The organism is Cellulosimicrobium sp. CUA-896 (assembly GCF_001942335.1).
Taxonomy (GTDB): Bacteria; Actinomycetota; Actinomycetes; order Actinomycetales; family Cellulomonadaceae; genus Cellulosimicrobium.
In genome coordinates, this window is sequence record NZ_MKKH01000004.1 from 67,277 (window position 1) to 81,744 (window position 14,468).

Below are 14,468 nucleotides of genomic sequence, written 5' to 3' on the forward strand. Positions count from 1 at the left end.
CGTCAGCAGCTCGGACGCTGTGCGCGCGCGAGGAACCACGCGGGAGGCGGTTCCGTCGCGACGACGCGGGTCCACCGGTGGACCGAGGGTGCGACGAAGAGGGGCCCGACCGCGATGAGGACGGCGGCGGCGAGCGGCGCGACCAGCAGCAGCGGGGTCCCGGGGTCGTCCGCGCTGCGCGCGCTGGTGACCACGCTGGCGAGCGCCACCGACGCGAGCGCGGCCACCGCCAGGCGCCCTGCTCCGACCGTGTCCCGTGCGCGGGTGCGCCTGCCGGGGGGTTCCGCCCGGGCGGGCCGCCCGGCGCGCCGCGCGGGCCGGAGCCCTGCTGCGGCCGCGAGGACCACGACCACGGCGGTGACGACCGCCGTCGCCGGGAGGCCGAGCCGCACGTCGACGTCGGCGAGCAGAGGTGTGCCCGCGAGCGACGCACCGACGAGGCGGGGCGCGGTCACGGCGGCGAGCGCTGCTCCCGCCGACGCGCCCGCCGTCGTGACGACGACGAGCTGGACCAGCGCCGCGGTGGTGACGCCGCCCGGGGTCACGCCGGCGAGGGCCCAGAGCGCGAACCGCCCACGCAGCAGCGCCAGCGTCAGCTCGGTCACCGACGCCACCGTCACGACGACGGCGACGGCCGTGAACGCCAGCGCCGTCCCGCTGATGCCGTACAGCGCGAGCGCGGCGGTCCCCCGGACGTCGCCCGCGGTCACGACGAGGCTCGCGACGAGCCCGGCCGCGCCGCCCGCCGTCGCCGCGACGGCGCCGACACCGGTCCAGACCGTCGCCGTCTCGCGGAGCTCGGCGAGGGCCAGGCCGACGACCGCCGTCACGTGGCGCCCCCGGCCCGGCCGAGCGCGGCGAGCACGCGCTCGGTGGTGGGGCGCCCGATCTCCTCGACGAGGGAGCCGTCGCGCAGCACGAGGACCCGGTCGGCCGTCGCGGCACCGGCCGCGTCGTGGGTGACCATGAGCACCGAGCCCCCGGCGTCGACGACCCCGCGCAGGAGTCGCAGCACCTCCGCCGAGGTGCCGGTGTCGAGCGCCCCGGTGGGCTCGTCGGCGAAGACGACGTCGGGCTCCACGGCGAGAGCCCGGGCGATCGTGACCCGTTGCTGCTGCCCCCCGGAGAGCTGGGCGGGGCGGCGCTCCGCCTGCTCGGCGAGCCCGACGCGTGCGAGCGCGGCGCTGGCGCGCAGCCGTGCCGCTGCCCGCCGCCCCGCGAGGCGCAGCGGCAGCTCGACGTTCTCCTGCGCCGTCAACGACGAGATCAGGTTGTACGACTGGAAGACGAATCCCACGTGCGCACGCCGCAGCAGGGCCAGCTCACGCCGACCGGTCGACGCGAGGTCGTGGCCGAGGACGTCGACGCTGCCGGTCGTGAGCGTCTCGAGGCCGGCGAGGCACGCGAGGAGGGTCGACTTCCCCGACCCGCTCGGACCGACGACAGCCACCATCTCGCCCCGCCGGAGCGTCAGGGAGACCGCGCGGACGGCGACGACCTCGGCGAGGCCGTCCGGGAACGTCTTGCCGACGTCCCGCGCCACGACCGTCGCGCCGGCCGTCCGGTCCCCTGCCGGGGCTGGCGCGCTGCCGGCGAGGAGACCTGGGCCGGGGGTCCGTGGTCTCAAGCGACCACCGTCGCGCTCGGATGCCGGCGGTCGCCAGCCGGACGGACCCGGTGGCGACCGTCGCGACGAGCGCCGTCGCGGCGATCACCGCGACCCACGCCGCCGCCGTCGCGGGCCCGCTCCCCCCCGGGGCGGTGAGGAGCCGCACGGCGTAGCTCGCGCTCGCCGCAGCGGTGAAGGTCAGCGCCCAGAAGCCGACGGCGAACGTGGTGATGAGGTACCTGCGCACCATGAAGAGGTGGGGAAGGAGCAGGGCGACCATGGTGGCGCCGAGGACGGTGTGGACCACGGACGGCTCACCGTCCGTGATCGCCCACCAGGCGTTCCCCGCGACCGCCGGCGGGGCCGAGAAGATCGCGAAGGTCGGCACCAGCGGCCCCGGGACCGCCGGCCCCGTCGCGAACCGCAGCAGGAGCGCGGACCCGACGAGCACCCAGAACAGCACCCCGACGGCGAAGAAGCCGACGGCCCACTGCCGCTGACCCACCACGCGAGCGACTGCGCGGTGAGCAGGGTCGCCGCCACCGTGGGCAGCAGGTAGCCCCCGTGCAACGATCCCGGGTCGCGCGGCGACGTCAGCAGCGAGGCGACGAACCACGCGCCGAAGACCGTCGAGGCGCCGGCCGTGGCCCACACCGCGACGGCGGACGCGGTGGGGACCACGGGGGCCAGGTGAGCCGCCAGCAGCGACCCGACGACGGGGTACAGGGCTCCGAAGGGACCCAGCACCGGCGACCGGAGGTCCGCCGTCACGGTCCTCACGCCGCCGGCCCCGGCGAGGTAGCGCACGACGACGACCACCCACGCGACCGCTGCCGCGATCCACAGGACCTCGCCGACGACGCCGGGAGCGCCGAGCGACGACGCGGCGACCGTCCAGGTGCCGGCGATCCCGGCGGTCCCGAACGCGATGCCGACGACGTTCAACGGCACGCGCGCCGGCGCCGGGCCGCGGGAGGCGCAGGAGCCGGCGGGGTCGGCGAGGTCGAGATCATGCGAGCCTCCCCCCGCCGTCGACGTGCAGGGTCGTCCCGGTGAGGAACGGGTTGGTCAGCGCCAGCAGCACCACCTGCGCGACGTCCCCGGGCGAGCCGACACGGCCCGCCGGGTAGGACGCGGCCGTCGCCTCGAGGAAGCGCTGCTTGCCCTCGGCGCCGAGACCGTCCCACGAGCCGGAGTCGACGATGCCGGGAGAGACGGAGACGACGCGGATCGGTGCGAGCTCGATCGCGAGCGCGTCGGCCAGTCCCTCCGCGGCGCGGTTCGCGGTCGCCATCACGACGAGCTCCGGGCCTGGTCGGCTGGACACCACGCCCGAGAACAGGACGATCACGCCGTCCTGCGGCATCGCGGGGGCGAAGTGCTTCGCCAGCAGGACGGGGCCGACGACCTTCGCGTCCAGCGCGCGACGCACGCGGTCGGCGTCGAGCGTCGTCACGGGCCCGTTGGCGTGGTCGGCCGCGAGGACGACGAGGCCGTCCACAGGGCCGAGCTCCTGCGCCGCACGGGCGATGGAGCTCTCGTCGGCCAGGTCGACGGCGATCGTGCGACCGCCGTCCGGCGCCGTGATCGCCTCCGGCCGACGGCCCGCCATGACGACCTCCGCCCCCTCCCCGGCGGCGCGCCCGGCGATCTCGTGCCCGATGCCGGACGCGCCGCGACGAGGAGGATCCGCTTGCCGGCCAGCGTGGTCATCGCCGGCCGATCACGGTGATCTCACCGCGCGCGATCACGTGGGAGAGGATGTTGAACGACACGAACGCCGGGGTGGCCTCCGAGTCCAGGCCGAGCTCCTTGACGCTCGCGACGTCGAGCGCCTGCACCGCGATCGAGTAGTGGTCCGTCGCGCCGACGGGGGGTGCGGAGCCGATGAACTGCGCCGCCCGCGCGTCGTTCCGGACCGTCCACGCGGCACCCGGCAGCACGCTCACGCCGGCAGGGAGGTCGGTGACGTCGGCGGGGAGGTCGACGACCATCCAGTGCCAGAACCCCGACGGGGTGGGCGCCTGCGGGTCGTAGACGGTCACGACGAAGCTCTTCGTGCCGTCCGGCGCGCCCGACCAGCTGAGCTGGGGCGAGCGGTCCTCGCCGCCGGGGACGCCGAACATCGCCGAGTACTGGGCGGGGGCGAACTCGCCGCCGTCCGCCACGTCGCTGCTGGTCAGGGCGAGCGTCGGGACGGCCGGGAGGTGGTCGAAGGGTGTGGACATGATCTCTCCTCGTGGTGGTGGGGATGGCTGGGCGAACGGGTGATGGGGTGGGACGACGGTGGTCCGTCGGGCCGCCGGGCGGCGGCGTCGTCACTCGTCGGAGACGACGACCTTCCCGATGCTGCGGCCGGACTCGACGATCCGGTGGGCCGCGAGCAGGTGCTCGGGGTCGAGCGGCGAGAGCCGCTCGGTCGCGGTCGTGCGGACGAGTCCCTCGTCGACGAGCTCCGCGACGTGGTCGAGGATGCGGTGCTGCTCGATCATGTCGGCGGCGTGGTGCATCGACCGGGCGAACATGAACTCCCAGTGCCAGGACAGCGCCTTGCTCTTGAGGCTCACGACGTCGAGGTGGTGGGGGTCGTCGATCGCGACGACCTGGCCGAAGGGCTTGGCGATGCGGACGTACGCCTCCACCGCGCCGGGCTTCGCCGACGCCGCGGTGAAGATCCAGTCCACCCCGTCGGGGGCGGCGGACAGCACGTTCGCCGCGAGGTCCCCGTGGTGGTCGACGACGGCGTCCGCGCCGAGCGACGTCACCCACGCCTGGGACTCGGGTCGCGAGGCCGTGCCGATCACGCGCACGCCCGGGGCGAGGACCTTGGCGAGCTGGATCATGATCGACCCGACACCGCCGGCAGCACCCACGACGAGGAGGGTGCCCGCGCTCGTCGCCGTCAGGCGGAGCTTGTGGAAGAGCGCCTCGTAGGCGGTGAGCGTCGTCAGCGGCAGGGCCGCGGCGTCCGCCCACCCGAGCGACGCGGGCTTGCGGCCGACGATCCGCTCGTCGACGGCGTGGAGCTGCGAGTTCGTCCCCGGGCGGTCCAGCGCGCCGGCGTAGTAGACGTGGTCGCCGACGTCGAAGAGCGTCACCGCCTCGCCCTTCGCGGTCACGACCCCGGCGGCGTCGTAGCCGAGGACGCGGAAGCCGTGCGCCCCGGCGTGGGCGCGCTGTTTCACGTCGACGGGGTTCACGCTCACGGCGCGCACCTCGACGAGCAGGTCGTGCGGGCCGACGTGCGGACGGGGCACCGCGCGCTCGACGAGCGCGGCGGGGTCGTCGGCAGGGCGGGACGCGGTGTACCCGATCGCTCGCATGAGCGTCGGCGCGGAGGACCGCGGTGCAGTGGTCTCGGTCATGATGGACGTTCCTCTCCAGGTGTGGTGCCCGACGGGCACGGGGCGACGGTCCGGCTCAGGAGGCCGTCGGTCCGCCCTCGCTCGGTGGCGACAGGCGGACCGGACGCGCACCGACGGGGGTGCGGACGATCAGGTAGGGCGGGACGCGGTCGTCCGCGCCGTTGAACAGCGGGGTGCGCGGGAGCTGGTTGACGCTCACGTAGAGGTACCCGTCCGCCGCCAGCGACAGCGTGTCCGGCCACAGCAGGTCGGGCCCGTGCAGCACCGTGCTCCAGGTGCCGTCGGACGACCGCCTCAGGACCGCCGAGTGCTCCCACGCGGTGGCGTACAGGCGCCGTCGGCGTCCGTCTCCAGCCCGTCGGAGGCGCCCTTGTCCCCGAGGTCGGACACGTGCTCCGCCACGGCGGAGTCGTCGAGGCCCCGGTCACGCAGGACGTCCGTGCACACCGAGTACAGGCGGCGGCTCGACAGCGGGCAGTAGTAGAGCCTCGTCCCGTCCGGGCTCAGGGCGATCCCGTCCGCCCCGACGGAGTAGCCGGGCCGCACGACGCCCTGCACGACGGCGCGGAACTGATCGACGGCCTGGGTCGAGGAGTGGCCCCGCAGCCTCGACCACGACTCGCCGGTCCCGAGGTCGACCACGATGAGCGCTCCGACGGCCTGCGAGTCGGTCACGTACGCGAAGCCCGCGGAGCCGCGCGAGAGGTCGAACCGCACGTCGTTGAGGTAGGTCGTGGGGGTCATGGCGGCGGTCGGCCGGATCACGCGGACGATCCGGTCCGTGGCGAGGTCCACCTCGACCAGCTTGGCGCCGCCCGGGATCACCGGCCCGAACGACGGGGCTCCGGTGTCGAGCAGCCAGAGCCGCCCGGCCGGGTCGACCACGACGCTCTGCACCGACACGAGCTGGTCGTGCGGGTCCTCCGTGCCGGTCCACCGGTTCACGTCCACGTCGGGGTAGGGCCTCGCCTCGCCGTCGACGATCTCGGCGACCGTGAAGGGGACGTCGTCCCCCCAGCGCGGGAACGAGACGAACACTCGTCCGTCGTCCGCGACGGTCACTCCCGTCGGCATGCTGCCCGAGAGGGCCGCGACCACCTCGTAGTCGTCGTCCACCCACGATCCGAGCGGTGCGGATCCGAGCGGTGCGTCGGTCATTGCCATGTCGGGCCTCCTCTCCCCGGGGGCGGACCTGGTCCGGCCGCCCTCCGCCGGCCCTCCGGCGCGTCATCGGTGCGGCCGGAGCGACCTGGAGATCACGCTAGGAAGCCGGGGACGACGGCGCCTGGCCCTCCCGAGGACACCCTCGCGAGCGCAGCCGGAGCCGACGTCCGCGCTCGTGCCCGCTCGAGGGCTGCCGCCGACGGCGTCCCGTCGGCGGCGTGGTAGCTGAAGAGGAGGTGGCCCGGCGACCCGGAGACCTCGAGCACGGTGAGCTCCAGGGGAAGAGGGCCGACGCCGGCCACCCGGTGCTCGACGGTGCCGCCCGTCATCGGCCCGACGTCGTGCCGCTCCCACACCTCGCGGAAGTGCGGGTCGGCCATGAGCGCCGTCCGGACGGCGACGGACCGCGGGTCGTCGTCGCGTGCGGACGTCCGGAGCCACCCCGCGACGGCGGTCGCCGTCTCCCCCCACCGGGGCTGCGCACGGCGTCGCGGGTCGAGGTAGAGGCCGGTGGCGACGTTCGCCCCGGGGACGAACGCGCCGTCGCTCAGCTCGCCGGCGAGCGCGTTCGTCACGACGACGTCCAGGTTCGGGTCGTGACGTACGCAGGGACGTGCGCCATGAGATCCAGCAGCGGCCGGACGAGCGGGACGACCGCGCGCGGGTCGGGCGGGCCGCGGCGACGCCGGACGCGAGTCGCCGCATGTGGGCCAGCCCCGCGTCCCCGACGCCCAGGGCGCTCGCGAGAGCCGCGAGCACCTGGTCGGTCGGATGACGGTCCCGGCCCTGCTCGAGCCGCTGGTAGTACTCCGGGCTGATGCACGCGAGCGCGGCCAGCTCCTCCCGGCGCAGGCCCGGGACGCGTCGGGGCCGCCCGTGCACGAGGCCGGCGTCGTCCGCACGGAGCAGGCCGCGGCGCGTCCGGAGGTAGTCCGCCAGCGTCGGTCCGGTCGCGGCGGCGCTCATGCGACGTCGGCGGTGGCCCGCGGCGCCGCGCCCGCGACCACGTCGGTGAACGTGGCGACCGACGCGGTCGAGCGCAGGTCCGGGACGACGACGGTCACGGTCCACCCGGGTGTGCGCGGGACGTGGAAGGTATGGATCAGAAGGTCGACGGCGCCGCGCCCCTCGACCTGCTGCCGGAACGGCCGGAAGTAGGACGGGTGCGCCTCGTGCCGGGCCCAGATCCGGCGGAAGTCGTCGTCGCGGCCCGCCAGGTCCGCGACCAGGGAGCGCAGGCGCGGGTCGTCCGGGTCGGACCGGAACCTCAGCGCCGCCACCACGCGCCGGGCGCAGTCCTCCCAGCTCTCCAGGCCCCGCCGCATCCGAGGGCCGAACACGCTGATCACGAGGTTCGACCCGACGCCCCACTCCCCCGCGCTGAGCACCCGGGCGGCCGAGCTGGAGGCGAGGATGTCGAACGTGCTGTCGGCGACGAACGCGGCCTGCGCGGCGTACGGCGCGAGCAGCTCCTCGGCCTGGTGCGCGCCGGCTGCCGAGGGCGCCGGTGGAACTCCGGCGCTCTCGCGGGCGACGAGCCGCGACATGTACGCCGCGCCGTCCTCGCCGACCCGCAGGGCGCGCGCGAGAGCCTGGACGACCTGCCCCGACGGCGCGCGGTCCCGTCCCTGCTCGAGACGCAGGTAGTACTGCGGGGAGATGCCGGCCAGCCGCGCCACCTCCTCCCGGCGCAGCCCGGGCACGCGGCGCCGTCCACCGGCCCGTATCCCGGCGGCCTCGGGTGAGAGGGCTGATCGGCGGGCGCGCAGGAAGTCTCCGAGCGGAGGGGCCGTATGGTTCATCGTCGTCTCCCGTCAGGTCGAACCGAACGGGCCTCCTCGCCCACCCTCAGGGTCCTCGACGCGGGACACGGCACGGTATCGGTCGAATGACCCTCGCCGACGCCGTCACCAGCACATATCCTTCCCCCACGCATCGGTCGAACGACCATCACGGTCGACGAGGGCACCGCGGAGGTGGGCACCCATGCTCTACGGCCGGCACGACGAGGTCACGACGCTGAGCGGGCTTCTCGACGGAGCACGGCAGGGCCGGGGTGGAGCCGCGCTCGTCGAGGGCGAACCCGGTATCGGGAAGTCCGCGCTCCTCGAGGAGGCGACCCGTGACGCGGCGCAGAACGGGTTCCAGGTCCTCACCGCCCAGGGGGTCCGCGGTGCGAGCGAGGTCGGCTTCTCCGGCCTGCACGCGCTGCTCCTCCCGGTGCTCGACCGCCTCTCCGCGCTGCCCGACCGCCAGCGCCGCGCGATCGAGACCGTCTTCGGGACGGCCGACGGGCAGCCGCCCGAGCCGCTCATCCTCCAGATCGCGGTCCTGTCCCTGGTCGAGGAGGCCGCCGCGACCGCCCCCGTCCTGCTGACCGTCGAGGACCTGCACTGGGTGGACCCGTCGTCGGCCGAGGCGATCGCCTTCCTCGCACCGCGCCTCGGCGCCGTGGGTGCGGCGCTCCTCGCGACCGCGCGCACGGACCAGGCGCTCGCGGCCGCCGCGTTCGACACCCGGGTGCTGCTCCGCCCGCTCTGCGCCGAGGACGCCCACCGGCTCGTCACCGAGCGCCGCCCCGACGCGACCGCGGCGCAGCGGGATCGCATCGTCCACGAGTCGGTCGGCAACCCCCTCGCGCTCACCGAGCTCTCCGTGTCGACGACGCCGGTCCTCGCCGCCCGGCCGGCTCGACGCCTGCCCATGACGCGGCGACTCGAGCAGACCTTCCTCGCGGACGTGACGGCGCTCGACGACCGCACCCGCCGAGCGCTCCTGGTCGCGGCCGCGGGTGAGGACGCCGGCCCGGGAGAGCTCTCCGCGGCGCTGGCTCGGTCCGGGTTGTCCCCCGCCGACCTCACGCCGGCCGAACGCGCAGGACTCGGCCGCCTGGGGAGCGGGTTCGCCTTCCGGCACCCTCTCGTCTCCTCGTCCGTCTACGACTCCGCGGACGCCGAGACGCGCCGTGCCGCCCACCGCGCGCTCGCCGACGTCGTCCGGGACGAGGGGCGCGCGGCCCAGCACCTCGCGGCCGCGACCGTCGGCTGGGACGACGACGTCGCCGCGCGGCTGGACGAGTCGGCGCGACGGGCGGACGCGCGGGGTGCGCGCACCGAGGCCTCCGCGGCGTGGGAGGCCGCGGCCGCGCTGACCGAGGCGCCCGGCGTCGCCGCCCGACGGCTCGCCGCGGCCGCGGAGACGGCGCGCCAGGCCGGTGACGTCGAACGGGCGCTCGCGCTGTCCCGCCGGGCACGGCCCTCCGCCGTCGACGAGGCGACCGTGCTCCAGCTGGAGACCACGGAGTGGATGCTCAGCCAGACCGTCGTCGTCCCCGACGCGCGCAGTGCCGACGGCCTCGTCGACGTCGCGGTCTCCATGAGCGACCCCGAGGCACGCCTCGAGCTCCTCGTGTTCGCCGCCGTGCGCTGGTACATCCTGCAGGACGCCGCGCCGGTGGCCGAGCGGATCGGCGACGAGCTCGCCCGCAGCGCGACCCCGGACCAGGCGCTGCGCGAGATCGGGCTCGGGCTCGTCCAACCCGGCCGCGGGCTCGACGTCGACACCGCGCTGGAGGCGTTCCGCGGTCCGCTGCGCCCCGTCGACGGCATCCTCCTGAACTGCCTCGCCTTCGCCGCGGAGGAGGCCCGCGACCTGGTCGCGGCGGAGCGCGTCTGGACGGCCGCCGAGCACGCCTACCACGCCGCGGGCCGCACCGGTGACGAGGCGACGGCGCTGTGCGGGCGCGCCAGCGTCCGGCTCCTCCTCGGGGACGTCACGGGCGGCATGGCGGACGCCTCTCAGGCGATGCACCTCAGCGACCAGATGGGCCTCGGCATCGTCGGCGCGATGGCCGCCGCCGTCGTCGCCCGGGCGAGGGCCCTGCGCGGCGAGTACGACCTCCACCGGGAGCTCGTGACCGCCGCCGAGCTCCGCGGTGGCGTCCCGCTGTTCGCGCGCGTGAGCGCCACGCTGTCCTGGGCCCGGGGGATCGCCGCCGCCGGCGAGGGACGCGACCTCGACGCCGTCGCGGAGATCGAGCAGACGGCGGCCAACGCCCCGATCGCGCTCTGGGCCGGCGCAGACCTCGCCGAGCCCGCGCTGAGGTCGGGTCGCCCGGAGGCGGTGAGCGACTGGATCGCCGCCGCGGAGGCCGAGGCCGACCGCTCGGGGTCGGACCACCTGCGCATGCTGGTCCTGCGGTCGCGCGCGCTGCTCGCCGACGGGCCGGACGCGGAGGGCCTCTTCGAGCAGGCGCTCGCCCACGCGTCGAGCGCCGACGCCTCGGTGGACGTCGCCCGGACCCACCTCCTCTACGGCGAGTGGCTGCGCCGCAGCAGGAGGATCCTGCGCGCGCGGGAGCACCTGCGCGAGTCCGTCCCCGTCTTCCGCGGGCAGGGCCTCGAGCCCCTGCTGGCCCGCGCGTCCGCCGAGCTCCGAGCCGCAGGCGAGAGCGACTCGGCGGCCGACTGCCGCGACGCCGCCTCCGTCCTCACCCCGCAGGAGCTGCAGATCTCCCGCCTCGCCGCGACGGGCCTGTCGAACAAGGCGATCGCCGACCAGGTCTACCTGTCCCACCGCACCGTCGGCGCCCACCTGCACCGCGCGTTCGCGAAGCTCGGCATCAGCCGGCGGACCCAGCTGCCCGTGGTTCTCGAGAACCGGTAGTCGTTCCGCAGGGTGTCCCTCCTCGGGCCACCACACGCCCGGCTGCGGCTCCTAGCGTCGACGTCGACCGCCGGGAACGTCCCGAGGTCGCCGCGCCCCGCGGCTCCGTCCCGACCGGAGGGAACTCCCATGCCCTACATCACGACGTCCGACGGCACCGAGCTGTACTACACCGACCAGGGCGAGGGTCTGCCGGTGGTGTTCAGCCACGGCTGGCCGCTCAGCTCCGACGCCTGGCGCAAGGAGGTCAAGCTGGTCGCCGACGCCGGCTACCGGGCGATCGCGCACGACCGCCGCGGCCACGGCCGGTCGCAGCAGACCTACCACGGCAACGACATCGACACCTACGCCCGTGACCTCCGCGACCTCGTCGAGGCGCTCGACCTGCGCGACGTGGTCGTGGTCGGGCACTCCACCGGCGGCGGCGAGGTCGTCCGCTACGCCGCCCGGTACGCGGGCGGCCGCGTCCGCAAGGTGTTCACGGCGGGCGCCATCCCCCCGGTGATGCTGCGGTCGGAGCAGAACCCCGAGGGCACGCCGATCGAGGTGTTCGACGACATCCGCGCCGGGGTGCTCTCCGACATGTCGCAGTACTGGAAGGACCTGGCGGTACCGTTCTTCGGGTACAACCGCGAGGGGGCGGCGGTGTCGCAGGGCGCGATCGACGACTTCTGGCGCCAGGGCATGCTCGCCGGGCTCGTGGCCGCGTACGACTGCGTGAAGGCCTTCTCGGAGACCGACCAGACCGACGACCTGCGCGCGCTGGACGTCCCGATCTTCCTCGCGCACGGCAGCGACGACCAGATCGTCCCGATCGACGCGGCCGCGCGCAAGGCCGCCGAGATCGTGTCCCAGGGCACCCTCAAGGTGTACGAGGGCGCCCCGCACGGCATCTCCGGCGCCTACCAGGAGCAGCTCGACCAGGACCTGCTCGCGTTCATCGCCGAGTGACCGTCGCCGGGGCCGCCCCGAGCTGGGGCGGCCCCGGCGCGAACTACCGCGTGAGCGACGCCTCGACGTCGAGGCGCGCCAGCTTGTCGGGGTTGGCGACACCGAGGATCCGCGTGATGCGGGCGCCCTCGACGACGAGACCCACCGCGGCGGCGAGCGCGCCGTCGACCTCCACGCGCAGGCCCGGGGCGCCGTTGAGCCACGCCGGTTCCATCGTGACGGCACGGCGTGCCTTGCCCAGGCCGCCCACGAGGTAGCGGGCGATGCGGTCCGCCCCGACGATCGGGCGACGCGCGGCACCGGCGGTCCCACCGCCGTCGGGCACGAGGACGACGTCCGGGGCGAGAATCTCCATGAGGCCCTGGAGGTCGCCGGTCTCGAGCGCGGCGACGAACCGGTCCACCACGCGCCGCTGCTCCGAGCGATCCACGCGGACGCGCGGGCGGCGGGCGGCCACGTGGTCCCGCGCCCGGTGCGCGATCTGGCGGACGGCGGCCGGGGACCGGTCCACGGCCGCCGCGATCTCGTCGTAGGGCAGGTCGAACACCTCGCGCAGCACGAAGACGGCGCGCTCCGCCGGGCGCAGGGTCTCGAGCACGGTGAGCATCGCGAGGGAGACGCTCTCGGCGAGCTCGACGTCGTCGGCGACGTCGGGGCTGGTGAGCAGCGGCTCGGGCAGCCACTCCCCGACGTAGTCCTCGCGCCGGCGGGCCAGCGTGCGCAGCCGGTTCAGCGACTGCCGGGTCACGACGCGCACGAGGTACGGGCGCGGGTCGCGCACCTGCGCCGGGTCGACGCCGGCCCACCGCAGCCAGGTCTCCTGCACCACGTCCTCGGCGTCGGCGGCGGACCCGAGAAGCTCGTACGCGACGGTGAAGAGCAGACTGCGGTGGGCGACGAACGGGTCCTCGCTCATGGCCGGGACGCTACGCCCGTCGACGGGGTCGCGAGCGGCGGGAGCCCGCACGAGGCCGCGAACTCCTGCGACCGGATCCCCAGGGCGATGTTGGACCGGGCGGTCATGTTCATGAGCGCGACGCGTGCCGTCAGCTCGAGCACCCCCGGCGCGCCGAGCTCCCCGAGCAGCGCGGCGACCAGCTCGTCCGTGACGGTGGGGGGCGTCTGGCTGGCCCGCTCCGCGTACTCCATGGCACGCCGCTCCGTCGGCGTGAACACCGCGGACTCGCGCCAGCGCGGCACCTCGCGGACCTTCGCCTCGTCCAGGCCCTTTCCGTGCGCCAGGAAGTAGTTGAAGTCGAGGCAGAAGCCGCACCCGATCGTCGCAGCCGCCGCCATGATCGCGTACGTGCCGAGCCCGTCGTCGAGGCGGTCCCACCGCTCCGCCTTGCGCGCGAGCCCCATGAAGTCCCGGAGCACCGCGGGATGGTGCCACATCACGCCGAGCGAGTCCGGGACCTGTCCCAGCATCCTTCGGCTCATCGTCCTGACCAGGGCCCCGTAGACGCCCGTGATCTCGGCCGCCGGGACGCGCGTGCTGCTGTCCATGCCTTGTCCAGCCATGTCTCCTCCAGGTCGCTGCGGTGATCTCTTCCGTGGTGTCGACATGGAGACACCGGCCGACAGCCCGCTGTGACAACCCTTTCGACGGAGGCCTACACCGTGCGCGGCGCGGGAGCGGGGGCGCGACCGGGCGCGAGGGCGGGATCGGCCGCCGCCGCCGTCGCCTCCACGACGTCGACCACCCCGACCGTCCCCGGCGACGCCGTGATGCGCTCGCCGAGCCGCCTGCTCGCCCGCGCGTAGGTCGGGTCGTCGAGGACCCGGCGGACGGCACGGCGCACCTGGGCCGGGCGGGGCGTGCTCGTGCGGAGCCGCACGCCGGCGCCGACCACGCGACACGCGCCGCGACCTCGGCCTTGTCCTCGGTGCGACCCGCCACGACCACCGGGACCCCGTGCCGCAGCGCGTGGTGCACCCCGCCGTAGCCGCCGTTCGTCACGTAGACCGACGTCCGCGGCAGCAGCTCGTCGTACGGCAGGTACTCGGCGGCGCGGGCGTGGCCGGGAGCGTGCCGAGCGTCTCGACCGGGCGGCCGCCCGTGGCCGCGACCACGAGCACGTCCTCGCCGGCGAGCGCGTGGAGCGTGGGCAGCAGGAGCTGCTCGGGGTCCTCGTTGGCGACGGTGCCCTGCGTGACGTGGACGACCGGGCGCGTCCCGTCGAGGTCGGGCCACCACGCCGGCAGCTCCGCTCGCTCGGCGGCCGGGCCCGGCGTCGGCGGGCCGACGAAGTGCACCGCCGTCGTGAGGTCGGGCCGCGGGTACTCGAACTCCTCGACGGTGAGCTGGACGACCGCGTCGGCGTGGGCGGCCCACCCCAGGAAGAAGCCGTCGAGGGGCTCACGGCCCGCGGCACGGACCATGTCGTCCGCGGCGCGCTGGACGGGCGCGAAGACCGTGCGCGCGACGACGCTCTGCAGCGCGCGGTTGCGCAGCGCGCCGAGCGGACCGCGCAGGGGTGTCAGGCCGAGCCCGAACGGCGCGGTGTGGTCGCTCGTCAGCCCGAGCGGGAAGATCCCGAGGGCGAGGACGGGCGGCCGCTCGTCGGCGGGCGCGGCGACCAGCGCCATCGCGCCGAGGAACAGCGGCTCGACGAGCACGACGTCGGCCGGCCGCGTCGCGACGGCGTCGAGGACCGCGCGGTGCTGCGCCGCGCCCGGGCCGAGGAAGATCTCGAGCATGTCGTACCGGATCG

General features: G+C 75.3%; 15 protein-coding genes and 3 pseudogenes. 2 read left to right on the plus strand and 16 right to left on the minus strand.

The window, feature by feature from the left end; translation table 11 throughout:
- Positions 1-2 precede the first annotated feature (2 nt).
- From BJF88_RS01715 to BJF88_RS01765, 12 genes and pseudogenes are all read right to left on the minus strand, one after another.
- Positions 3-830: a hypothetical protein gene (locus BJF88_RS01715; RefSeq protein WP_075827511.1), complete on the minus strand. Its 828-nt coding sequence runs from the start codon at positions 828-830 to the stop codon at positions 3-5.
- Positions 827-1,543, minus strand: coding sequence for an ABC transporter ATP-binding protein (locus BJF88_RS01720; RefSeq protein WP_075827512.1), 717 nt, complete (start codon positions 1,541-1,543; stop codon positions 827-829). The genes BJF88_RS01715 and BJF88_RS01720 overlap by 4 nt, the downstream gene beginning before the upstream one ends.
- A 196-nt stretch (positions 1,544-1,739) precedes the next feature.
- A pseudogene (locus BJF88_RS22865) lies at positions 1,740-2,261 on the minus strand (hypothetical protein); the annotation flags it as partial.
- Positions 2,147-2,560, minus strand: a pseudogene (locus BJF88_RS22870) (transporter); the annotation flags it as partial. The pseudogenes BJF88_RS22870 and BJF88_RS22865, both read right to left, overlap by 115 nt.
- Positions 2,561-2,618: 58 nt before the next feature.
- Positions 2,619-3,272, minus strand: coding sequence for an SDR family oxidoreductase (locus BJF88_RS01735; protein ID WP_222843907.1), 654 nt, complete (start codon positions 3,270-3,272; stop codon positions 2,619-2,621).
- Between the two features lie 46 nt (positions 3,273-3,318).
- Positions 3,319-3,837, minus strand: coding sequence for a YbhB/YbcL family Raf kinase inhibitor-like protein (locus tag BJF88_RS01740; protein WP_075827514.1), 519 nt, complete (start codon positions 3,835-3,837; stop codon positions 3,319-3,321).
- Between the two features lie 90 nt (positions 3,838-3,927).
- The gene (locus BJF88_RS01745; protein WP_075827515.1) at positions 3,928-4,974 is read right to left on the minus strand and encodes a zinc-binding alcohol dehydrogenase family protein; all 1,047 of its coding nucleotides are present in this window, start codon (positions 4,972-4,974) and stop codon (positions 3,928-3,930) included.
- Positions 4,975-5,029: 55 nt separating this feature from the next.
- Positions 5,030-5,239, minus strand: coding sequence for a hypothetical protein (locus BJF88_RS20140; protein WP_222843900.1), 210 nt, complete (start codon positions 5,237-5,239; stop codon positions 5,030-5,032).
- Between the two features lie 29 nt (positions 5,240-5,268).
- Positions 5,269-6,138 (minus strand): L-dopachrome tautomerase-related protein, encoded by an 870-nt coding sequence (locus BJF88_RS01750; protein ID WP_222843901.1) that lies wholly within the window; start codon positions 6,136-6,138, stop codon positions 5,269-5,271.
- A 92-nt stretch (positions 6,139-6,230) separates the two neighbouring features.
- Entirely contained in the window at positions 6,231-6,911 is a 681-nt protein-coding gene (locus tag BJF88_RS19825; protein WP_255371665.1) for a hypothetical protein, read from the minus strand.
- A pseudogene (locus BJF88_RS18755) lies at positions 6,874-7,104 on the minus strand (helix-turn-helix domain-containing protein); the annotation flags it as partial. The pseudogene BJF88_RS18755 and the gene BJF88_RS19825, both read right to left, overlap by 38 nt.
- On the minus strand, positions 7,101-7,940 hold the full coding sequence (locus BJF88_RS01765) for a helix-turn-helix domain-containing protein (protein ID WP_075827517.1): 840 nt from the start codon (positions 7,938-7,940) through the stop codon (positions 7,101-7,103). The gene BJF88_RS01765 and the pseudogene BJF88_RS18755, both read right to left, overlap by 4 nt.
- A 184-nt stretch (positions 7,941-8,124) precedes the next feature.
- On the opposite strand from BJF88_RS01765, the gene BJF88_RS01770 reads away from it, so the two are divergent.
- Entirely contained in the window at positions 8,125-10,803 is a 2,679-nt protein-coding gene (locus BJF88_RS01770; protein ID WP_075827518.1) for an AAA family ATPase, read from the plus strand.
- 129 nt (positions 10,804-10,932) lie between these two features.
- On the plus strand, positions 10,933-11,754 hold the full coding sequence (locus BJF88_RS01775) for an alpha/beta fold hydrolase (RefSeq protein ID WP_075827519.1): 822 nt from the start codon (positions 10,933-10,935) through the stop codon (positions 11,752-11,754).
- Positions 11,755-11,797: 43 nt separating this feature from the next.
- Here the strand turns inward: BJF88_RS01775 and BJF88_RS01780 are convergent, their stop codons facing one another.
- The 4 genes from BJF88_RS01780 to BJF88_RS18765 all read right to left on the minus strand — a co-directional run bounded on the left by BJF88_RS01780 (position 11,798) and on the right by BJF88_RS18765 (position 14,454).
- Positions 11,798-12,670, minus strand: a complete 873-nt coding sequence (locus BJF88_RS01780; RefSeq protein ID WP_075827520.1) for an RNA polymerase sigma-70 factor — start codon at positions 12,668-12,670, stop codon at positions 11,798-11,800.
- Positions 12,667-13,260, minus strand: a complete 594-nt coding sequence (locus BJF88_RS01785; RefSeq protein ID WP_075827521.1) for a carboxymuconolactone decarboxylase family protein — start codon at positions 13,258-13,260, stop codon at positions 12,667-12,669. The genes BJF88_RS01780 and BJF88_RS01785 overlap by 4 nt, the downstream gene beginning before the upstream one ends.
- A 107-nt stretch (positions 13,261-13,367) precedes the next feature.
- Positions 13,368-13,592 carry a hypothetical protein gene (locus tag BJF88_RS18760; protein WP_139315859.1) on the minus strand — a complete coding sequence of 75 codons (225 nt, stop codon included), beginning with the start codon at positions 13,590-13,592 and terminating at the stop codon, positions 13,368-13,370.
- A gap of 118 nt (positions 13,593-13,710) precedes the next feature.
- Positions 13,711-14,454, minus strand: a complete 744-nt coding sequence (locus BJF88_RS18765; RefSeq protein ID WP_075827523.1) for a hypothetical protein — start codon at positions 14,452-14,454, stop codon at positions 13,711-13,713.
- Between the last annotated feature and the right edge of the window lie 14 nt (positions 14,455-14,468).